Below are 21,369 nucleotides of genomic sequence, written 5' to 3'. Positions count from 1 at the left end.
GCAGAATCACCGCAGGCGCTTTGTCATCTGCGCCTGCGGTGGATCTCACAGCGCCCTGCTCTTCAGGGCGCTCTGTCACTTAACGCCAGCCGAGTTCCGGGGCGACATACTTCAGGATCGCCTCAATCACATGGGCGTTATAGGCGACACCAAGCTGGTTAGGCACGGTAAGCAGCAGGGTGTCGGCTTCGGCAATCGCCTCATCCTGCGCAAGCTGCTTAATTAACGCCTCTGGCTCTGCGGCATAGCTGCGGCCAAAGATAGCGCGGGTTTTCTCATCGAGAAAGCCCACGGAATCCTGGTCGTTACCGCTGCGGCCAAAGTACGCGCGGTCCATATCATTCACCAGCGCAAAGATGCTGCGACTGACCGAGACGCGTGGCGCATGCTGATGCCCCGCTGCTTTCCAGGCCTCACGGTAGGCGCGGATCTGTTTAGCCTGCTGAATGTGGAACGGCTCGCCGGTCTCATCATCTTTCAGGGTTGAACTTTGCAGGTTCATGCCCATTTTTGCCGCCCATTCTGCGGTGGCGTTGGAGCCGGATCCCCACCAGATGCGGTCGCGCAGGCCTTCAGAGAGCGGCTCAGGACGCAGCAGGCCTGGCGGATTGGGGAACATGGGCTGTGGATTTGGCTTAGCAAAACCTTCGCCGCGCAGCACCTCCAGAAACTCTTCGGTGTGACGACGGCCCATATCCGCATCGCTTTCTCCCGCTTTCGGTTCAAAGCCGAAGTAACGCCAGCCATCGATTACCTGCTCAGGTGAACCGCGGCTCAGACCCAGTTGCAGACGACCATTGGAGATCAGGTCTGCCGCGCTGGCGTCTTCCACCATGTAGAGCGGGTTTTCGTAGCGCATGTCGATGACACCGGTGCCGATCTCAATCGTTTTGGTGCGCGCTGCAACGGCAGCCAGCAGCGGAAACGGCGAGCTGAGCTGGCGGGCAAAATGATGGACGCGGAAGTAAGCGCCATCTGCGCCCAGCTCTTCGGCGGCGACCGCTAAGTCGATCGATTGCAGTAACACATCCTGCGCGGTACGGGTGGCGGACTGCGACGAGGGCGTCCAGTGGCCAAAGGATAAGAAGCCAATATTTTTCATCTGTATTTCTCCTGACAGGCGGTAAACGCCCGTGGATGCAAGGCGATTTCTGATAGAGAAAGGTTACGCCCCCGGAGCCGCCACTGATAGTCAATATCTTTCAGCGCCATATTCAGGAATTTCGACATAGCTAAGCAGATTATCCACTTTGCCTTTGCCCGCCCTTTCTTTCACTGTTCAGATTCCCGCTTCCGCTGTCAGGTGAATCATGCACACCGGTTATCTCTCTCTACAGCAGCGCGCCTGGCTTAAAGCGCGCGCACGCAGCTGGCTCTGGCGCAGCGAACTGCCGACCTGGCTGCTAATCGGTGTGATCTATGGCGGCTGGTTTGCGGTGATGCTGAACGCGCAGACGCTGGGACGGCTGCCCGCCACCCTGCTGCTGATCGTCTTCACTGGCTGGTATATGTCGCTGCAGCATGAGCTGATCCACGGCCATCCCACCCGCTGGCCGCGGGTAAATCAGCTATTTGGCACCCTGCCGCTGGCGGTCTGGTATCCCTACGGACTCTATCGCGATTCTCATCTGGCCCATCATCGCAATCACACCCTGACCGAGCCGGATGAGGATCCGGAAACCTACTACCTCTCCGCTGCTCGCTGGGCGAAGTTACCGCGCTGGCAGCAGCAGCTGATTCATCTGCGTAACACTTTTTTGGGACGGTTGCTGCTCGGCCCGCTGCTGGATGTAGCGGCAACCTTCGGCGGGATGTGGCAGGCACTGCGCCGCGGCGATCGGCCCGCGATAGCGATGTGGCTGCTGCACGGGACGCTGCTGGCACTGCTGTTTTTCTGGATGGCGCGGCAGGGATTTTCACCGCTGTGGTATCTGCTGGCGGTGAGTTATCCGGCGCTGGCGCTGACCAAAGTGCGATCTTTCTATGAGCATCGTGCGGCGGACGATCCGCTGGCACGGTCAGTGAATAATGAAGCGGCGTGGCCGTGGCGCATGCTATTCCTGAATCTGAACTACCATTCAGTGCATCACGACCTCCCCGGCGTCCCCTGGTATGGCCTGCGCCGCCTCTATCTGCGCGATCGCGAGCATTACTACCACCGCAATCACGGCTTTCGCGTGGCGGGCTATCGGGTCTGGCTGCGTCAGTTCTGGGTCAGACCGGTCGGGGTCAATGTCCATCCGGGACGATCAGCGGAGAAAACGCATGAATAACCTGCTCGCCTTGCCGATGTATGCAATTCACCCGCCCGCCACACGGGCACTGATGCAGGCTGTGGTTACCCTACTGACGCAGCACGGCATTGCTACGCAGCCGGTCTGGCCTGAGGATCTGCTGACACACTGGCAGGATAATCGATTGCTGCTGAGCCAGACCTGCGGCTATCCGCTGGTCAGCCAGCTTCCTGCGGTTCAGCTGGTCGGCACCTTTCACTATCAGGCCCCAGGCTGCACCGGCCGTGACTATCGCAGCTGGCTGGTGGCGCGGGACAAACAGGCGACGCTGGCCGATTTTAACGGCCAGCGGGCCGTAGCTAACAGCCTGGACTCTCACTCCGGCTATAATGCGCTGCGGTTTGTGGCAGCGCTTCAGGGCGTGAGGTTTTCGCAGCTGTTGCTGAGCGGCGGGCATCGTCAGTCGCTGGCGGCGCTGCGCGATTCACAGGCGGATATCGCGGCTATCGACTGCGTCAGCTGGGCGCTGCTGGCGCGCTATGAGCCGGATGCGCTGCGCGGCCTGCATATCATCGGTGAAACGCCAGCCGCACCCGGATTGCCGTTGATTACGGCAGCCCCGACGTCAGTGGACCGGCTGGAGAGACTCCGCTCGGCACTGCATCAGCTGGTGAACGATCCCGCCTGGCGCACCGTCTGCGACGATAACCTGATCGGCGGGTTCAGCCCGGTGCAGCGAGACGATTATCAGGGCGTGCTGGCGTGGGAACAGCAGGCTGCCGCGCTGGGCGTCACCCGGCTGTAACACACCCCTCTGTTTCGCCCTACTGACCGGGCAGGGAAAATCTGATTTCTCTGCATCGTCCCCTCCCTGCCCGCGCTTTCCCGGCCTCTCATTTCATGCTCCCCGATGCGCTCTGACCCAGGCTAAGACTGGTAAGCCCGGTCACGGCGTTCTAAGGTAGAGGTTTTCAGCAGAGGGAGAGTGGGATGCGCATTCTGATGGCAGGCGCCGGCGCGACCGGTGGATATTTTGGTGCACGGCTGGCTCAGGCGGGCCAGGACGTGACTTTTCTGGTCCGTGAACGGCGTTATCAGCAGCTTCAGGCCAGCGGTCTGGTGTTGCAGACGCCGCAGGGCACTGAAACGCTACAGCCGCAGCTGGCTCAGGCGAGCAGCCTGACGGGCCACTATGATCTGATTATCGTGACGGTGAAGAGCTTTGCCCTTGATCAGGTGATGGAGGATATTGCGCCTGCAGTGGGCCCGGAAACATTGATCATGCCGATTCTGAACGGATTGCGGCACATCGCGACGCTGCAACAGCGTTTCGGCGAAGATAAGGTGATTGGCGGCCTGTGCAAAATCAACGCGACGCTGGGTGACAATGGCGAAGTAATTCAGATGACGCCGCTGCATCAGCTCTATTATGGCGCGCTGGACGGTAACAACGATGCGCGACTGCAGCGGGTTGATGCGGTGCTGCGTGACTGTCAGGTCGATACCCGATTCAGCGATAACATCATGGATGAGCTGTGGGAGAAGTGGCTGCTGCTGAGCACGCTCGGCGCGGTTTGCTGCCTGGCGCGCGGAAATACCCAACAGATACTCACCTCGCGCGGCGGCGAAGCGCTGTTACAGGGTGTTTTCTCGGAGATTCTGTCAGTCATTACTGCCGAAGGCTATCAGACGCGTCCGGCGGCCACTGCCCGCATTCTTGAGCTGTTAAGCGATCCGGCCACCCCGATGACCTCCTCAATGTACCGCGATTTAACCCAGGGCTTTGATATCGAAGCCGATCAGGTGATAGGTGACCTGCTGCTGCGGGCGAAACGCCATAGTCTCGCCACGCCACTGCTTAACGCGGTGGATGTGAACCTTCAGGTCTATCTGCAGCAGCGTTAATGGCCCTGCCAGATACCGTGACCGGGTGCTGCAACGGACCCGGTTTTTGTGGTCGTGAAAGTGTGGTGTGCAGCAGCAGTGCAGCAGGAAAATTTGCTACACTCGTCGCTTCATCTTTTGGAGAGTTCAATGACTTCCCGCTCCGTGACCCTCGATGATGTCGCTCAACTGGCCGGCGTCTCATATCAAACCGTTTCACGTGTTTTAAATCGTTCTGAACAGGTGTCAGCCCGCACGCGGGAAAGGGTTGAGGCGGCGATGCTGCAGCTCAATTATGTGCCCAATCGTGTGGCGCAGCAGCTGGCCGGTAAGGCGACGCGCACGCTGGGTCTGGCCACCAGCGACCTGGCCCTGATGGCTCCTGCGCAGATCGCCTCGGCGATCCAGCAGCGCGCCGCCGGGGCGGGTTATCATCTGGTGATCGCCATGGACAGTGGTAACGATGCGGCAGCAACGGTGAATGAACTGCTGGCACAGCGGGTCGATGGACTGCTGATCAACCTGCCGCTGGAGGCAGATGAGGCGCAACAGATCCAGTTGCTCTGCGGCAGCAAACCGGTGCTGTTTCTGGATGTCGAACCCCAGGCGGCGGTAGCGCAGTGTCAGTACCCGAATGAGTCTGGTGCACGTGCCGCCGTTGAACATCTGGTGGCGCTGGGTCATCGTCATATTGGTTTGTTAAACGGGCCGCTGCGCTCGGTCTCGGCCCGTCAGCGTGAAAATGCATGGTGTCAGGCGCTGGCCGATCATCAGCTGACACCGCACTGTTCTTTGCGCGGCGACTGGAGCGCGCAGTCGGGTTACCAGGCGCTGCTGGCGCAGCTTCCCGACGATCTGCCGCAGGCGCTGCTGGTGGCGAACGATCAGATGGCGTTGGGTGCGATGCGGGCGCTGCATCAGTATGGCGTAGCCATTCCTGGCGAGATATCGGTGATTGGATATGATGACACCGCCGAGAGCGCGTGGTATCAGCCGCCGCTGACCACGGTGCGGCAGGATTTGCAATTTCTCGGCGCGCAGAGCGTCGAGCGGATGCTGGCCCGGCTTCAGGGAGCAGAGGCGTCAGACAACGCGCTGGAAACCATGCTGGTGATCCGGGAGACCACCGCCCCGCCTGCTGATGAGCGGGTCAATTTAGTGGCGCTGTCACAGCAGTTACAGGTGATCGCCCGCAGGCTGGCGGGAAAATAACGCTGCGCTGACGCAGGCAATAAAAAACCCGCCCCACCGGAGTGGATGCGGGTTGGCATAGGACGTCTGGCGCTTGCGCGCTGCTTTCTGCCCTTACGCTTTCGGGTGTTCGCCCACGCCCATCGCTTTGATCTTTTTCGACAGCTCGCGACGCTCTTTAGACAGGTCGGCGTTTTTGATGATGTACTCATCCACGCGATCTTCATAATCCACACGCATGCTGGCGATGATTTCCTGAATAGCCTCAACGCTCATGCCGGGTTTGATATATTCGCTCAGGTTGTCGAGCAGCAGTACGCGCTTCTGGTTGTCGCGAATTTTCTTCTCGTTGTCGACAATTTCACGCTGCAGTTTGTTTTTGCGGCGGAACATACGCACGAACTCCAGTACGTCCTGAAATGATTGCTTGGCATTTTCCATGATGGCACCTTTCTTTGAGCCTGCTGACGCAGGGAGAGAGTCAAAACGATCAGCTTAGCGGCTAGCCCGCCAGGTAAGCAATTTTCACAGCTAAATTCAGACTGGCTCTTATCTTAGCGCAAAGAAACCCTGTTTCACATTAAGTCATTGTCTGAGGTGATTATTTGCGCAGTGCCATCCGCATCAGGTCGGTCATCCGTTCCAGCTGTTTTGCCAGTTCCAGTGTCAGCCAGACGTAGCCGTAGATGGGCGTCTCCTCCAGACCTTCGCTGCCCGCTTCCGCGATCAGTCGCCGCAGTTCGCCACTGATTTCGGTCAGCTCGTGACTGTTAGCCACCACCTCTTCCGTTTCCCCTTCAATCGCCATGACCGACAGCGCCCGCAGCGTGTTCTCAGTCATCTGCTGGGTGCGGCGCAATGCAGGCGCGTTAAGCATAATCAGATGGCTCTCGCGCGATGCCCACCAGGCATTAATCTGCATCTCAATGGTGTAAACCATATTACGGTTGATGGTCTGGATCGCTTCAAGCACCGATTTTGGAATGCGCGTCTCTTTGCTTGACGGCTCCAGCAGCGCCCGCATTTTGATCACGCTGCTCAGCAATTTGCCCAGCGGCTTGTTAAGACGCGGCTTTTCAACCAGATTTGGCGAGAAGCCGGCGTGATAGATTTTTGCCATTTCCGCCAGCGCGTCGGAGAGCTGAATGCGCCAGTGTGTATAGGCACGCTGCGCCCAGATAGCCGTAAACAGCAACGCCATCAGCGATCCCAAGATCACATCACCGCCGCGCCACAGTGCCATCGTGAAATCGCCGGTTGGTGCGCCCACGACCACGCTCAGCGTAATCCCGATCAACAGCGCCATGTAGGGATGTTTGCCCAGCGTCAGGTAGCCGCTGATCATCATGATGATCCCGCACCAGGCCAGCATCATCGGCATCGAGATCAGCTCCAGCTTCAGGGCGATCAGACCGGATATTGACCCGGCGACCGTGCCGCTGATGCGCTGCAGTGCACGTGGAAAGACATTTCCCCAGGTGGAGATGGGCCCCATCACCACCACCAGCGTAATCAGCGGCCAGGTGCCTTCAGGGATATCGGTCGCCCGCACAAAGATAAAGCAGAGCAAAAAGGCGATGGCAATACGCACACCGTGGACGGAGCGATAATGGCGATAAAACCAGAACTCCAGTTTTGATATGGGCTTATCGGGACGCAAAATGACTTTCCGGTTGCGGGAACATGGTGTGGCTATCTTAACGCTGAACGCGGCTCAGGCTTAGCGCGGGCCGGATATTTAAAACAGTTTTGACGTTCGCTTACAATTATCAACATCCGCCTCACATACTTTCCCGGAAGTTAAAAACAACTTAATGCGATTTTTTAACCTTTATCGGCTCTCAGTAACACGCTCAGAGCAGCCAGCGTGCAAGTAAAAACGGGCAGCCCGCAGGCTACCCGTTTTAGTGCTGACAATCGGCTAATCAGAACTTCTGCCTGAGATAATCCGTCAGGCGGGTAATCACACCTGCGGGTTCAACCGCACTCAGCGCCACCAGCGGATAGTGGGCAATCTGCTGATCTTTATCCATCACCTGAATTTCACCAATGACTTCGTTGGCTTTCAGTGGGGCTTCCAGATCTTTGCGATCGATAACATACTTCGCCTTCACGTTCTGCACTTCACTGCGCGGCAGTGACAGATAAACATCTTCTGCGGTACCCACATCCACCTGATGAGGATTGCCATACCAGACGTTTTCGCTGCCAATCTTCTTACCGGCATGGAACAGTTGAACGGTATCAAAGGTGTTCTGTCCCCAGACCAGCAGTTTACGCGCCTGCTCTTCGCGGCCTTTCGGGCTTTTACCGCCCATGACGACGGCGATCAGGCGATGCTTGCCCACCACATTCGAGGCGATGATGTTAAAGCCCGCGGTCTCCGTGTGACCGGTTTTCAGCCCATCAACGTGGAGATTATTATCCCACAACAGGCCATTACGGTTGTTCTGGGTAATGCCATTCCAGGTCAGGGTCTTCTCACTGTACATGGCATAAAAGTCAGGCTCACCATCAATAATGGCGCGTGACAGTTTCGCCATATCCAGCGCGCTGGAGAACTGCCCCGGGGCATCCAGACCATGAACCGTTTCAAAATGGGTATTCTGCAGGCCGAGCTTCTCAACGTAGTGATTCATCATGCCGACAAAGTTCGCTTCGCTGCCCGCCACATAATCAGCCAGGGCAACGCAGGCGTCATTACCGGAGTCGATGATGACGCCACGGCTTAAATCCCGGACGCTCAGCTTATCGCCTGGCTTCAGGAACATCAGCGAGGAGCCTTTGAACACCGGATTACCCGCCGCCCAGGCATCTTTTCCGACCGTAACCATGTCGTCACGGCTGATTTTCTTCTGGTCAATGGCGCGATCAACCACGTAACCGGTCATCAGTTTGGTCAGGCTGGCGGGATTACGGCGTTCATCGGGATTGCCAGCGGTCAGAACCTGTCCTGTAGTGGCATCCATCAGCACCCAGGAAGCCGCATCAATCGCCGGAGGCGTCACAGGAAAGGGAATCGCATCAGCCTGTGCCAGCGAGGCCCAAAAAACAGTAGCGGTAACGGTGAACAGCAGACGCCTTTTCAACACTTCATCCTTAATTGCACGGGAGAGAAAATTTCTAAAACGAAACGGAAACAGCCGCACGTTTTACGGCAAAAGCGTTGTGAAGGTTTGAATAAATTGAAAAAAAGTATGAACTGCGACGGGTATGGCTGATGCCTGCAGGGGGGAGGTAACGGCTAATTGATGCAGGAATTGAGACTGAATATTTCAATATCATCCTGAAAAACGTTAAGGTCACCACGGTATCGCCCTGCCTTGCACCCAGCGGCATGAGCAGCACGCATCTGGAAACACCGGAATTACAGTATGCAGCAATAACCTGGAAATATGCCGAACGGAATATTATCTATCGTGGCACATGAAATGAGCGAGCTGCAGCCTGAGAGGTAAAAAGTCCGCTTTACTCCTTGCCCCTGACCGCTCAGTCAGATACTACGCCCCCCGCTACCATCCGAAACTTCAGGCCAGTGGGATTATGGTTTACCATGTAGTGAGTGAAGCCTGAGCCTGTATGACCTTGCCCGGCAAAGGCACCGCTCTCGCACCAGCAGCCAGGCGCCGATGAAGAAAGGCATCCAGCGAACGGGAAGCCTGATGACTTTCTGTTCATCAGTTTAGTGAACGCAATGAACGGATATGAAATTTGAATAACGACCGCGTACAGCCCACTTTCCTCTTCCACGATTACGAGACCTTCGGCACCAGCCCTTCTCGTGACCGGCCAGCCCAGTTTGCCGGCCTGCGCACCGACAGTGAGTTTAATCCGGTCGGCGAACCCGAAGTGTTTTACTGCCGTCCGCCTGATGACTATCTGCCACAACCCGAAGCGGTGATGATCACCGGCATTACCCCGCAGATAGCGATGAGTCGCGGCGTGATCGAAGCTGAGTTCGCTGAACGCATCCACGCGTTGTTCACCACGGAGCAAACCTGTGTGGTGGGCTACAACAACGTGCGTTTCGATGATGAAGTGACGCGCAATATCTTCTATCGCAACTTTTACGATCCCTATGGCTGGGCCTGGCAAAACGGCAACTCACGCTGGGACCTGCTCGACGTGATGCGTGCCTGCTACGCGTTACGGCCAGAAGGGATCAACTGGCCGGAGAATGAAGAAGGTTTTCCCAGCTTCCGGCTGGAGCATCTGACCAAAGCGAACGGCGTGTCACATGAAAATGCGCACGATGCCATGTCCGACGTTTACGCCACGCTGGCGATGGCGAAGCTGGTGAAGGAGAAGCAGCCAAAACTGTTTGAGTTTTTGTTTACCCATCGTAACAAAAACAAGCTGATGAACCTGATTGATATCCCGCAGATGAAACCGCTGGTTCATGTCTCCGGTATGTTCGGTGCCGCGCGCGGTAACACCAGCTGGATCGTACCGCTGGCCTGGCATCCCGATAACCGCAATGCGCTGATCGTGGTGGATCTGGCGGGCGATATGTCACCGCTGCTGCAACTGGATGCCGACACGCTGCGTGAGCGTCTTTACACGCCGAAAAACGATCTCGGCGATCTGCCCGCGGTGCCGGTCAAACTGGTGCATATCAATAAGTGTCCGGTGCTGGCGCCTGCCAGTACGCTACGACCGGAAGATGCGGCCCGGCTGAATATTGATCGTCAGCACTGCCTGGCGAATCTGGCGCTGCTGCGTCAGCAGCCCGACGTGCGGGAAAAACTGGTCACGCTATTTGCCGAAGCGGAGCCGTTTACGCCGTCAGATGATGTGGACACACAACTCTATGATGGCTTCTTCAGTGATGCCGACCGGGCGGGGATGAATATTATCCGCCAGACCGCGCCCGCGAATCTGCCTGCGCTGGACCTGAGCTTTGAGAGTGCACGGGTAGCGAAACTGCTGTTCCGCTATCGGGCGCGTAACTTCCCCGGCACGCTGGACGATGCCGAGCAGCAACGCTGGTTGCAGCACCGTCGTGACGTGCTTAATGCCGATCGGGTGCAGGCGTTTATGCAGGAACTGGAAGCTCTGGCGAATCTGCATGAAGCGGATGCAGAAAAGGTTGGGCAGCTTAAAGCGCTCTATCTCTATGCGCAGGAGTTGGTTTCCTGAAGCACTAAGAGTCTGACCCGGTATCGCCTGCCGGGTCAGACTTTCTGATGCTGCTTAATCAGAGCACGGTCCACGCCAGCCAGGTCAGCGCAAAGCCGCTCAGCCCCATTAGTGTTGTCAGCACCGTCCAGGTGCGTAAACCGTCGGCCACCGAAAGTCCCAGATAACGGGTCACCACCCAGAATCCCGCATCATTGACATGCGACAATCCCAGACCACCAAAACAGGCCGCCAGGGTGACCAGTACCCGTTGCATATCCGTCACGCCGGTCACCGCCTGCGTCAGCAGCCCGCTGGTGGTCAGGATCGCCACCGTGGCGGAACCCTGTGATGCACGCAGCGCCAGCGACAGGATAAACGCCGCGGGCACCAGCGGCAGATGCAGCGTTTCAAGGGTGACCGCCAGCGCTTTACCCACGCCCGACTCCACCAGCACTTTGCCGAATGCACCACCGGCCCCGGCCACCAGAATCACGCTGGCTGAGGTGGGAATGGCCCGGCCGGTCAGATCTTCCAGCTTATCTTTGCTCCAGCCACGCCGTACGCCCAGCAGCCAGGCCGCCAGCCCTAAGGCAATCAGCAGGGCAATCGGCGGTGTGCCGATCACGGTCATCACACTACGCAGCAGACTCCCTTCAGCCAGCAGTGTGTGTGACAGAGTTCCCAGCACGATCAATACAATCGGGACCACAATCAGGCCGCTGATGGTGAGCGCACCGGGTGGTGCCGGTTCATTCTTCTTTTCCTGCCCTTCCGGCTTCGCCATCTGCAACTGTTCCAGCACCTCCACCGACAGAGGGTAGTGGCGACGATTCATGAATTTCGCTACGTAGTAGCCGATGATCCCGACCGGCACGGAAATCGCGATTCCCAGTATCATCAGCCATCCCATGTCGGTGTGCAGGATCCCGGCTGCCGCCGCTGCGCCCGGATGGGTCGGCAATGCCACATGTACCGTCAGCATCACACCCGCCATCGGCAGGCCAAACTTCAGCGGCGAGACCCGCGCCACTTTGGTAAAGCCATAAATCAGCGGAATAACAATGATAAAACCGACTTCAAAAAATACCGGGATGCCAAGGATAAAGGCCGCCATGGTCAATGCCGCAACGGTACGCTTCAGCCCCAGCGTTTTACTGAAACGCTGCGCCAGCGACTCGGCACCGCCCGAGGCTTCAATAATCGCCCCGAGCATGGCACCAAGCACGATGATGATGGTGATGTGACCGAGCAGCCCGCCCATCCCGGTGATAATCGTCTCCATGATTTTTTCAGCCGGAATGCCGGTGGCGATGGCCACCAGCAGACTGACAATTAACAGGGCGACAAAGGGATGAACTTTGACTTTGATGACCAGCAGCAGCAGGATCACGATGCTGGCGGTCGCTATGGCTAACAGCAGTGCGGTGGACATAGTAAACCTCAGAAATTGTTATATTTTTTAGGTTATCGGCGTACAGAATAAACAGGTGCAGGGTCAGAAAAAGGACGAAAAAATCTCAACCGGTGCCGAAACACCGGTTTTTTTAGCCCGTTAAATCAGGTTTTTCTCGCCCAGGGCGCAAACCAGCCAAGACCCGCAGTAGTGCTGCCGCGCGGGATATATTCGCAGCCCACCCAGCCGGAATAGCCGACCTCATCCAGCAGTGAGTAGAGATAGGGGTAGTTGATTTCACCCTCATCCGGTTCATGACGATCCGGTGCCGAAGCAATCTGCACGTGCCGATAGCGTCCGGCATAGTGGCGAATCAGATGGCTGAGGTTGCCATCCACCCGTTGCGCATGGAACAGGTCGAGCTGAGTGAAGACATTGGGTCGATCGATCTGTTCGACCATCTCCAGCGTCTGATACTGGCTGGCATAAAGATAGTTGGGTTTGGTTGTGGGATTCAGCGCCTCAATCAGCAGGATGATGCCGTGCGGCGCAAAGCGCTCAGCCGCATAACGCATATTGCTGATAAAGGTCTCAACGTAGCGCTGACGGTCAGCGTCGGGCGGTACCGTCGCCGCCATGATGTGCACCTGCGGGCAGTTCAGCGCCAGCGCATAGCTCAGGGCGCGATCGATATCCGCCTTTGCTTCTGCTTCCCGTCCGGGGATGGCGGAGACGCCCCACTCACCCGCTGCGACGTTGCCGGGTGCGGTATTGAACAGCACCAGTTGCAGCTGGTTATCATCAAGCCACTGCTTGATCTGCGTGGCGGGATAGTCATAAGGAAACAGAAATTCGACGGCGGTGAAACCGGCTTCCGCCGCTGCAGCGAAGCGTTCAGCAAACGGCAATTCAGTAAATTGCGTCGAAAGGTTAGCAGCAAACTTCGGCATTATCGGCTCCTTAATTCTGCCACTTCGGCATCATTGAGATAACGGATCGGGCGGTCGCCCAGGGTAAAGATCAGCCGGGCGGTCTCCTCCAGCTCTTCAGTGTTGTCTGCCGCTTCCTGCAACGATTTCCCCACTACCACCGGGCCATGATTCGCCAGCAGGAAGGCACGGTAACGTGGAGCCAGCGCCGCGAGATCCTCGGCCAGTCGCCCATCACCCGGCTTGTAGTAAGGCACAACCGGCACATCACCGACACGCATCACCACATAGGGGGTAAACGGACGGATGCAGTTGTCCGTGTCCAGCCCCTGTAAACAGGAGAGCGCCGTCAGGTAGTGGCTATGCAGATGCACTACCGCCCTGCAGTCGGGATTATTCAGATAGAGCGCGCGGTGAAACGCAATCTCTTTGGAGGGTTTATCACCGGAGAGCCATTCGCCGTCAGGCGTGACTTTTGCCAGCCGGTCACCCTGTAATTCACCCAGGCATGAACCGGTGGGTGTCGCCAGCAGATTGCCATCCTCCAGCAACATTGAGAGGTTGCCCGCCGAGCCGGTGGCATAGCCGCGCTGAAAGAACGAAGCGCCAAGACGCACCATCTCGTCACGCGCCTGCTGTTCCGTTAAAGAGAAAGATTCAGACATCAGTAAACTCCGTTTGCGCGCGGCGGAAGAAATCTTCATCGCCAAAATTGCCCGATTTCAGTGCCAGAGAGAGCGGCTGATGAATGTCGCGCACCCAGGGCACGCCGGGCGAAATCGTCGGGCCGATGTGAAAGGACGTCACACCCAGGCTCTGCGCGACCACGCCGGAGGTTTCGCCACCCGCCACGATAAAGCGCTGCCATCCGCGCCGTTTCAGCTCGCGGGTGACAGCAGCAAACAGCTGCTCAACGGCTTCGCTGCTGCGCTGAGCACCATAACGCTGCTGAATCGCCTGCAATTGTTGCGCGTCAGCGGTGGCAAACAGCAGGGGTGCCAGCGTCTGATCGCTGTTCGCTTCCACCCAGTCGCATAACTGCCGGGCATAAGCCCCGGCATCGTCCAGGCAGCGTTCAGTCTCAACTTCGCAGGCCGGTGCCAGCTGGCGGTACGCGGCGACCTGACGATTGGTCATCTGTGAACAGGAACCGGAAAGCACCACGGCGCGATCGCCCTGCGGACGGCCTGCCTGCTCCGCTTTTGCATCACTTTCAGCCGTCGCCCACTGCCGTGCCAGACCGATGGCCAGCCCGGAACCGCCGGTGACCAGCCGCAGATCGCTCAGTGCTTCGCCCAGGGTCAACAGATGTTCCTGATGCAGGGCGTCAGTTACGACGTAGTTGATCCCCTGCGCCGCCAGCTGACCCAGCGCCTGCCGTACTGACTCAGCGCCCTGATCGACCTGTGCCACAGCGATCAGCCCGGCTTTGCCCGTCGCCTGTGATGTCATCAGGCGCAGCAGGTTGCTGTCGTGCATCGGTGTGACCGGATGATGCCGCATACCGGAATCTGACAGCAGCTGATCGCCGACAAACAGGTAGCCCTGATAAACGGTGCGGCCATTCACTGGCAGCGCCGGACAGATTACCGTCTGCGTTTCACCCAGCGCCTGCAGCAGAGCGTCGGTTACCGGACCGATATTGCCCTGCGCGGTGCTGTCGAAGGTGGAACAATATTTGAAGTAGAAACGCTCACAGCCCTGCTTCTGCAGCCAGGCCAGCGCAGCCAGCGACTGAGCAACCGCCTGGTCTGCCGGACAGGAGCGGCTCTTCAGGCTGATCACAATCGCCTGCGCCTCTGTGATTTCCTCGCTGTCAGGAATGCCGTTGAACTGAATGGTGGTCAGCCCGTTCTGCACCAGAAAACTGGCGATGTCAGTCGCACCCGTAAAATCGTCCGCTATCACGCCAAGCCGCATCAGATTTTCTCCTCTGCCTGCGGCAGCGTGATGCCGCTGAAGATTTTAATTACTGCACTGTCATCTTCACGGCCATAACCGGCGTTGCTGGCTTCGGTGAACATATTGAGGGCGGTTGAGGCCAGCGGCAGCGGGAAGTGCAGGGATTTTGCGGTATCGGCCACCAGATTGAGATCTTTCACAAAGATATCGACCGCAGATTTCGGGCTGTAGTCGCCATCCACCACATGCCGCATGCGGTTTTCGAACATCCATGAATTGCCTGCGGCGTTGGTGACCACTTCATACATGGTTTCCAGCGGGATGCCGGCACGCGCCGCCAGCGCCATCGCTTCTGCCCCGACCGCGATGTGAACACCTGCCAGCAGCTGATGGATAATTTTGACGGTTGATCCGAGGCCGATCTCACTGCCCACGCGATACACTTTGGCTGCCACGGCATCCAGTACAGATTGCAGTTGCGTAAAGGCCGCTTCACTGCCGGACGCCATCACCGTCATCTCACCGCTGGCCGCTTTAGCGGCACCGCCGGAGACCGGTGCATCCAGCATCAGCAGCTGATATTGCGCCAGCTGTTGTTCAATCTGCTGCGCATCCCGGGCGGACAATGTGGATGAGACCATGACCACGGTGCCGGGACGCAGTTTTGCGGCCAGGCCCTCTTCACCAAACAGAATGGCGTTAACCTGCTGCGCATTTACCACCAGCAGCAAAACGGCATCAAGCTGGTCTGCAAAGGCGGATGCTGAAGCCTGCGCATCACGCGCGCCCGCCTGGCGTAAGTTCTCAAGCGCGGCGGGATTCAAATCGACACCCCAGGTATTGAGACCGGCACGCAGGCAGGATTTCGCGGCACCCATGCCCATGGAACCTAACCCGATAACGCAGATATTTTCAGCTGGCACGATACGCCTCCACTGTTAATTTAAGTGATTATTTGTTTGTTACTGTTAATCCTGCCAGTTTACTGCCGCCAAAAATGTGTTACCGCTCACAAAAAAATATTCCCGATGTGAACCAGAACAATTTTTAACATTACCAGATTGGCAGCACCGGCACTGCCACAGTGCAGTTAGCGCCGCCGTTGCCGGGATTGCCGCTGTTATTATTTGTTCTGGTTAACCCGCAGATACTTTATAATGTGAAAAAATGGTAATCATCAGGGAGCCGATATGATTCCGGTTGAACGTCATCAACAGATTCTTGCGCTGGTGGCCGATCGTGGCGTGGTGAGCATTGCAGAACTCACTGAACGGCTGGGTGTGTCACACATGACCATACGCCGTGATGTGCAGAAACTGGAGGAGCAAGGGGCCGTGCTGTCGGTCTCCGGCGGCGTGCGCTCAGCCGACCGGCTGGCGGCTGAGCCGTCACATCTGACGAAAAGCGCCCTCTACAACGAAGAGAAGCGCGCCATTGGCCGCACCGCCGCCCGACAGATCCCACGTAACAGCTGCATCTACCTGGATGCCGGCACGACAACGTTAGCGCTGGCAAGAGAAGTGGTGGATCGCGATGATTTGCTGGTGGTGACCAATGATTTTATGGTGGCGAATCTGCTGATGGAGGCCAGTCAGTGCCGGGTTATTCACACGGGCGGCACCGTATGCCGGGAGAACCGCTCCTGTGTCGGGGAGTCGGCGGCACGCAGCCTGCGTCATCTGGCCATTGATATTGCCTTTATTTCCGCCTCCTGCTGGGGGCCGCGTGGCTTGTTTACGCCTGATGAAGATAAAGTGATGGTGAAGCAGGCGGTGAGTGAGGTGAGCAGTAAGCGGGTATTGCTGAGTGACAGTTCGAAGTACAACAGGATCGCGACGTTTCTGGCTTTACCTCTGGAGAGCTTTGATCGGGTAGTGACAGACACGCATCTGAGTGAGTCGGCGCGGGAGCTGTTAAGTACGGGGAGCTGTGAACTGATACTGGCTGGTTAAGCTGTCGCCGCCTTCCCTGAACCGGGAAGGCGGCAACGTGAGCGTGATTAAACTTCTTCGCTGAACTGCGGCACCGGATTACGGAAGCTGCGGGTTACGAATGCCAGGTAGATAATCCCGATGGCGGCCCAGATCAGGCCCAGCTCCATAGAACTCTCTTCCAGGTTCACCCACAGCGCACCCACCGTCAGCGCGCCAAGCAGCGGCAGCAGCAGATACTGAACGTGATCTTTCAGCGTGCGGTTACGCTTCTCACGGACCCAGAACTGCGCAATCACCGACAGGTTAACGAAGGTAAACGCCACCAGCGCACCAAAGTTAATCAGCGCGGTTGCAGTCACCAGGTCGAAGTTAATCGCCATCAGCGCAATCGCACCCACCAGCAGCACGTTGAGCGACGGGGTCCGCCATTTCGGATGGATGTAACCGAAGAAACGCTCCGGGAACACACCATCACGGCCCATCACATACATCAGACGCGAGACGCCAGCGTGCGCCGCCATACCGGATGCCAGCACCGTGACCACCGAGAAGATCAGGATGCCGACCTGCAACGCTTTACCGGCCACGAACAGCATGATTTCAGGCTGCGATGAGTCCGGATGCTGGAAGCGTGTGATGTCCGGGAAGTAGAGCTGCAGGAAGTAAGATGCCGCGATAAAGATCACCCCACCAATCAGCGCGGTCAGGAAAATAGCGCGCGGAATGGTGCGTTCTGCATCTTTGGTCTCTTCCGACAGCGAACTGATGCCATCAAAGCCGAGGAACGAGAAGCAGAGTATCGTCGCACCGGTAATCATCGGCACCACATGCGCATTCTCAGACCAGAATGGACGGCTGCTCACCAGCGTGCCGGAACCCACGCCGCTTGCCACACCGTAGATTACCATCGCGGTAATCCCGACCATGACCACCACCTGTAGCACCACAATCACACTGTTGAAGTTGGCGACGGTTTTGATGCCCTTGAGGTTAGAGAGCGTCATAAACCCGACCAGCAACACCACAAAAATCCACGACGGAATGCCCGGCACCAGCGATTCGAAATAGTTTTTAGCCAGCAGGATGTTGATCATCGGCATGAACAGGTAGTCCAGCAGTGATGACCAGCCGACCATAAAGCCGACGTGCGGACTGATCGCCTTCTGAGCGTAGGTATAAGCGGAGCCCGCAGAGGGGAAGCGGCGTACCAGCTTACCGTAACTCACGGCAGTGAACAGAATCGCAATCAGCGCGAAAGCATAAGCGGTGGCGACGTGACCTTCGGTCAGCCCGGAAACGATGCCAAAGGTATCGAACAGGGTCATAGGCTGCATGTAGGCTAAGCCCATCATGACGACCGGAAGTAACGTGAGTGTTTTTTTGAGTTGCGCACGCTGCGGTGCGGCGGAGGTATTAAGCGACATGCTTCAGTCCCCCATGTGCGACAACCTGGCTGGGCTGGGTCACAGGGCAACTGCGCATTAAGCGACAGGGAGTAAGGTTAGCGGTTAACGCGGCGCCGTAGTCATCACGAAAACGCGTACCAGCGTTGGCTGGCAGAGTGTAAAACATCCCCATCTTTGTAATCCTCAATCTCACGCTTATGCGTGTTTTCAGTGTTTATCTATCCGGGTGCGTGCCCGGCCTCGGTTAAGTCAGCAAAAAACGCTCTAATAAAACTGGATGCAAAAAAATAACCGGCGCGGTAAGCGTCGGTTATCATCTGATTTTGCAGGCCGCGTATTCTGCCCTAACCCGTGGCAGGAATACAAGCCATCGGGGCATCTTATGCAAAAAAAAGCGCGTCAGGTGACAGCTAAAAAAACCTGTCAGGCATTTTTCAGCATCCAGTCGATCTCGGTAGACGTAATCAGCCGTTCAAACTGCATCAGTTCATGATGCTTACAGCTGTGCCAGACACTGGCAAAGCGTTCGCCCAGTAACTTCTGCAGCGGATAGCTGTTGTCAAACTCATACAGCGCATCGCTCTGGCGGATCGGCAGTGCCAGACCCTCGGCATGGTGACCGTTGCCGGTGACCGGATGGGGCAACGGCAACTGGGTATCCAGCCCATGCAGCATCCCGGCAAGAATAGCCGACACCACCAGGTAGGGATTAGCATCCGCGCCCGCAACCCGGTACTCAATACGATGATTGTCGATATCCCCGCACGGCACCCGCAGCGCAACGGTCCGGTTGTTATGGCCCCACGATGCCTGCAACGGCACATAGGCGTCCGGAACAAAACGGCGATAGGCATTCACATTGGGTGCCAGCAGCGCCATTGAGGCGGGCATCAGATCGATCATCCCGGCCAGCGCCCGTTTCATCAGCGGCGAATCACTGCCGTCATCGCAGGCGAAGGCGTTGTGATCGGCGGCATCCAGCATGCTGATATGCACATGCATGCCGCTGCCCGCGTACTCCTCATAGGGCTTCGCCATAAACGTGGCGGTCATACCGTGATTTTCTGCCACCTGACGAATCAGGCGTTTCAGCTGCACCGCATGGTCACAGGCCCGCAGCACGTCGCGGGTATGATGCAGGTTAATTTCAAACTGTCCGGGCGAGGCTTCCGCCAGCGCACCATCGGCCGGGATGTCCTGCTGACGGGCCAGATCGTCGATGTCACGCAGCACATCGGCGAAATGATCGAGGTTATCTACCGAGTAGACCTGGCTCTGCATATTGCGTTCATCACTGCCGGGCGAACACGGCGGCTGGATAAAGCCTTCCGCATCGCGCTTTTTGTCCACCAGATAGAACTCCAGCTCTACCGCTACCACCGGGAACAGACCTCGGTTACGCAGCTGTTGCCACAGCCGGTTAAGGACATTTCGGGGTTCAACGTCAAAGGGAGTGCCATCTTGGTTGCACATGGTTAACAGCAGTTGCGCAATGTGCTGAGGGTCAGACGCGGAGGGAACTAAAGTACCGGTGACGGGCAGGCAGAGATTATCGGGTTCGCCCAGTGACTGGCCGAGTCCCGCTTCTTCTACTGTGTTGCCGAGGATATCCATGGCGAACACCGAGGCGGGGAAATAACACCCTTTTTCCAGCTTAGGCAGCGCAGAGACCGGAATACGCTTGCCGCGGAACACACCATTTAAATCATTTAACAGGATGTCGACATACTGCGTGTCAGGATGGCGCTCCAGCCAGGTTTTCACCTCAAGCTGGAACGCGCTGGTTCGTTTCTCTTCACTGTGAAGCGTGAAGTCTTCCACTTCTACCAGGTTAGTCATGATCTCACCCGCCCCTATTAGGTTTGCGTAATGCTCAAAATAACAGCCACACCACTAACATAGCGCCAACATAAAAAGTGTGCAAATGTAACAAATTTGTTTGAAGAACAAACAGCAGATTGCTAGATTGAAAAAATATTGCACACTTAACCGCCAGACGTGCCCTTTCGGTAGATATTTCGAACAGCGATGCGAGGACGTGAGATGGGCATTATTTTTGACAAGCCGTTGATTGGCGTAGTGATGTGCCAGAAGGATCTGGGCGGCCATCCGAGCCAGACGGTTCACAATAAGTATACCGATGCGGTTGTCCTTGCGGGTGGCGTACCGCTGGCCCTGCCCCACAGTCTGATGAATGCGCCTCATCTATTAGAAAACGCTATGGCTGTTCTGGATGGCCTGCTGCTGACCGGCAGCCCCAGCAATATCGAACCCTGGCATTATGGCGAGGCGGGCGAAGAGCCGCATGCCGATCCGGGCCGTGACCATCTCGCCTTTCAGCTGATCACCTGGGCCACCAGCCACAAGATGCCGATGTTCGGGATCTGCCGTGGGCTGCAGGAGCTGGTGGTGGCGAATGGTGGCGCGCTGTGGCGGGAGCTCAGCGGGCAGCCGTCGTTTCAGCGTCACCATGAAGATGAGACTCTGCCGCTGGACCAGCAGTATGCTCAGGCGCATCCCATCACTATCGAACCCGACGGCCTGCTGGCGACGCTGCTGGACAGCAACAGTCCGCTGGCGGTCAATTCACTGCATCATCAGGGGGTACGCGAACCGGGCCCGCAGTTGCGCGTTGAAGCGCGCGCGCCGGATGGCCTGATTGAGGCGGTGAGTCTGCGCCATCATCCCTTCGCCCTGGCGGTGCAGTGGCATCCCGAGTGGCAGCCGGAACACACAGCGGGATCGCAGGCGCTCTTCAGCGGCTTTATTCAGGCCGCCATTCGTTATCACAAGGAAAAAGAAAATGAGTGATGCCACGCTGGCGCCGGGACGACGGCTGGCGCAGATCCGGCAGACACTGGGGCTGTCGCAACGCCGTGTCGCCGAACTGGCCGGACTGACCCACAGCGCCATCAGCACCATTGAGCAGGATAAGGTCAGCCCGGCGGTCAGCACCCTGCAGAAGCTGCTGAAAGTCTATGGGCTCTCGCTGTCAGAGTTCTTCTCGGAACCCAAACCGGACGCGGAACCTAAGGTCATTGTCCGCGCCAGCGACCTGCTGGAGATTGGCAGTCAGGGGGTTTCGCTGAAGCTTATCGACAATGGCCGTGCACAGCGCACGCTGGGCATGCTGCTGGAAACTTATCAACCCGGTGCCAGCACCGGCGAGAAGCTGCGTCATCCGGGCGAAGAGACCGGCACGCTGCTGGAAGGCGAGATTACGCTGGTCATCAACGGAGAGCACTATCATCTCTCCGCCGGAGAGAGCTACGTCATTGATACGGGCTTACCACACAGTTTCACCAACCGTGCTGAAATCCCCTGCCGCATTGTCAGTGCCCATACGCCAGCCAACTTTTAGGCGCATTCCGGAGA

At 57.4% G+C, this 21,369-nt stretch carries 20 protein-coding genes; 9 read left to right on the top strand and 11 right to left on the bottom strand.

Going from position 1 to position 21,369, the window contains the following annotated elements:
- Positions 1-79 precede the first annotated feature (79 nt).
- Positions 80-1,102 (bottom strand): LLM class flavin-dependent oxidoreductase, encoded by a 1,023-nt coding sequence (locus NR201_RS09205; RefSeq protein WP_010247994.1) that lies wholly within the window; start codon positions 1,100-1,102, stop codon positions 80-82.
- Between the two features lie 208 nt (positions 1,103-1,310).
- Between NR201_RS09205 and NR201_RS09200 the strand changes: the two genes are divergently transcribed.
- From NR201_RS09200 to NR201_RS09185, 4 genes are all read left to right on the top strand, one after another.
- Positions 1,311-2,273: a fatty acid desaturase gene (locus NR201_RS09200; RefSeq protein WP_187484466.1), complete on the top strand. Its 963-nt coding sequence runs from the start codon at positions 1,311-1,313 to the stop codon at positions 2,271-2,273.
- Positions 2,266-3,039 (top strand): phosphate/phosphite/phosphonate ABC transporter substrate-binding protein, encoded by a 774-nt coding sequence (locus NR201_RS09195; protein ID WP_256844355.1) that lies wholly within the window; start codon positions 2,266-2,268, stop codon positions 3,037-3,039. The genes NR201_RS09200 and NR201_RS09195 overlap by 8 nt, the downstream gene beginning before the upstream one ends.
- Before the next feature lie 185 nt (positions 3,040-3,224).
- The gene (locus tag NR201_RS09190; RefSeq protein ID WP_256844356.1) at positions 3,225-4,139 is read left to right on the top strand and encodes a ketopantoate reductase family protein; all 915 of its coding nucleotides are present in this window, start codon (positions 3,225-3,227) and stop codon (positions 4,137-4,139) included.
- 129 nt (positions 4,140-4,268) lie between these two features.
- Positions 4,269-5,330: a LacI family DNA-binding transcriptional regulator gene (locus NR201_RS09185; RefSeq protein ID WP_256844357.1), complete on the top strand. Its 1,062-nt coding sequence runs from the start codon at positions 4,269-4,271 to the stop codon at positions 5,328-5,330.
- 93 nt (positions 5,331-5,423) lie between these two features.
- Here the strand turns inward: NR201_RS09185 and tmaR are convergent, their stop codons facing one another.
- From tmaR to dacD, 3 genes are all read right to left on the bottom strand, one after another.
- Complete coding sequence (tmaR, locus tag NR201_RS09180) at positions 5,424-5,750, bottom strand: PTS system regulator TmaR (RefSeq protein ID WP_004571340.1); 327 nt, start codon at positions 5,748-5,750, stop codon at positions 5,424-5,426.
- A 160-nt stretch (positions 5,751-5,910) separates the two neighbouring features.
- Positions 5,911-6,969, bottom strand: coding sequence for an FUSC family protein (locus tag NR201_RS09175; RefSeq protein ID WP_010670945.1), 1,059 nt, complete (start codon positions 6,967-6,969; stop codon positions 5,911-5,913).
- Positions 6,970-7,234: 265 nt separating this feature from the next.
- A complete protein-coding gene (gene dacD, locus NR201_RS09170; RefSeq protein ID WP_022624996.1) occupies positions 7,235-8,398 on the bottom strand; it encodes a serine-type D-Ala-D-Ala carboxypeptidase DacD in 1,164 nt (387 codons plus the stop codon).
- A 158-nt stretch (positions 8,399-8,556) separates the two neighbouring features.
- Here dacD and NR201_RS09165 point away from each other — a divergent pair, with 158 nt between their 5' ends.
- The gene (locus tag NR201_RS09165) at positions 8,557-8,739 is read left to right on the top strand and encodes a type VI secretion system tube protein Hcp (protein ID WP_372340254.1); all 183 of its coding nucleotides are present in this window, start codon (positions 8,557-8,559) and stop codon (positions 8,737-8,739) included.
- Between the two features lie 281 nt (positions 8,740-9,020).
- On the top strand, positions 9,021-10,448 hold the full coding sequence (gene sbcB, locus NR201_RS09160; protein ID WP_033778828.1) for an exodeoxyribonuclease I: 1,428 nt from the start codon (positions 9,021-9,023) through the stop codon (positions 10,446-10,448).
- A gap of 58 nt (positions 10,449-10,506) precedes the next feature.
- On the opposite strand, the gene NR201_RS09155 is transcribed toward sbcB, so the two are convergent.
- From NR201_RS09155 to ltnD, 5 genes are all read right to left on the bottom strand, one after another.
- Complete coding sequence (locus tag NR201_RS09155) at positions 10,507-11,862, bottom strand: GntP family transporter (protein ID WP_187484464.1); 1,356 nt, start codon at positions 11,860-11,862, stop codon at positions 10,507-10,509.
- 125 nt (positions 11,863-11,987) lie between these two features.
- Positions 11,988-12,773, bottom strand: a complete 786-nt coding sequence (locus NR201_RS09150) for an HPr family phosphocarrier protein (protein ID WP_039389460.1) — start codon at positions 12,771-12,773, stop codon at positions 11,988-11,990.
- Entirely contained in the window at positions 12,773-13,417 is a 645-nt protein-coding gene (locus tag NR201_RS09145; RefSeq protein WP_022625000.1) for an aldolase, read from the bottom strand. Before NR201_RS09145 ends, NR201_RS09150 begins: the two co-directional genes overlap by 1 nt.
- Complete coding sequence (otnK, locus tag NR201_RS09140) at positions 13,410-14,672, bottom strand: 3-oxo-tetronate kinase (protein ID WP_256849684.1); 1,263 nt, start codon at positions 14,670-14,672, stop codon at positions 13,410-13,412. Before otnK ends, NR201_RS09145 begins: the two co-directional genes overlap by 8 nt.
- A complete protein-coding gene (ltnD, locus tag NR201_RS09135) occupies positions 14,672-15,577 on the bottom strand; it encodes an L-threonate dehydrogenase (protein ID WP_062757995.1) in 906 nt (301 codons plus the stop codon). The genes otnK and ltnD overlap by 1 nt, the downstream gene beginning before the upstream one ends.
- Positions 15,578-15,844: 267 nt before the next feature.
- Between ltnD and ygbI the strand changes: the two genes are divergently transcribed.
- Complete coding sequence (gene ygbI / locus NR201_RS09130; RefSeq protein WP_172608009.1) at positions 15,845-16,606, top strand: DNA-binding transcriptional repressor YgbI; 762 nt, start codon at positions 15,845-15,847, stop codon at positions 16,604-16,606.
- Between the two features lie 47 nt (positions 16,607-16,653).
- Here the strand turns inward: ygbI and NR201_RS09125 are convergent, their stop codons facing one another.
- Positions 16,654-18,012 carry an APC family permease gene (locus tag NR201_RS09125; RefSeq protein WP_010248042.1) on the bottom strand — a complete coding sequence of 453 codons (1,359 nt, stop codon included), beginning with the start codon at positions 18,010-18,012 and terminating at the stop codon, positions 16,654-16,656.
- A gap of 405 nt (positions 18,013-18,417) precedes the next feature.
- Positions 18,418-19,836, bottom strand: coding sequence for a glutamine synthetase family protein (locus NR201_RS09120; protein WP_029519623.1), 1,419 nt, complete (start codon positions 19,834-19,836; stop codon positions 18,418-18,420).
- A 201-nt stretch (positions 19,837-20,037) separates the two neighbouring features.
- Here NR201_RS09120 and puuD point away from each other — a divergent pair, with 201 nt between their 5' ends.
- Together puuD and puuR are read left to right on the top strand one after the other, a co-directional pair.
- On the top strand, positions 20,038-20,805 hold the full coding sequence (gene puuD, locus NR201_RS09115) for a gamma-glutamyl-gamma-aminobutyrate hydrolase (RefSeq protein WP_172608008.1): 768 nt from the start codon (positions 20,038-20,040) through the stop codon (positions 20,803-20,805).
- Positions 20,798-21,355, top strand: a complete 558-nt coding sequence (gene puuR / locus NR201_RS09110) for an HTH-type transcriptional regulator PuuR (protein ID WP_010670955.1) — start codon at positions 20,798-20,800, stop codon at positions 21,353-21,355. Before puuD ends, puuR begins: the two co-directional genes overlap by 8 nt.
- Positions 21,356-21,369 lie beyond the last annotated feature (14 nt).

The organism is Pantoea sp. Fr-CA_6, assembly GCF_024520895.1.
In the GTDB taxonomy this organism is placed as follows: domain Bacteria; phylum Pseudomonadota; class Gammaproteobacteria; order Enterobacterales; family Enterobacteriaceae; genus Pantoea; species Pantoea agglomerans.
The sequence above is the reverse complement of the archived record's forward strand: the minus strand, read 5'-3'. Positions and strand labels throughout refer to the sequence as shown.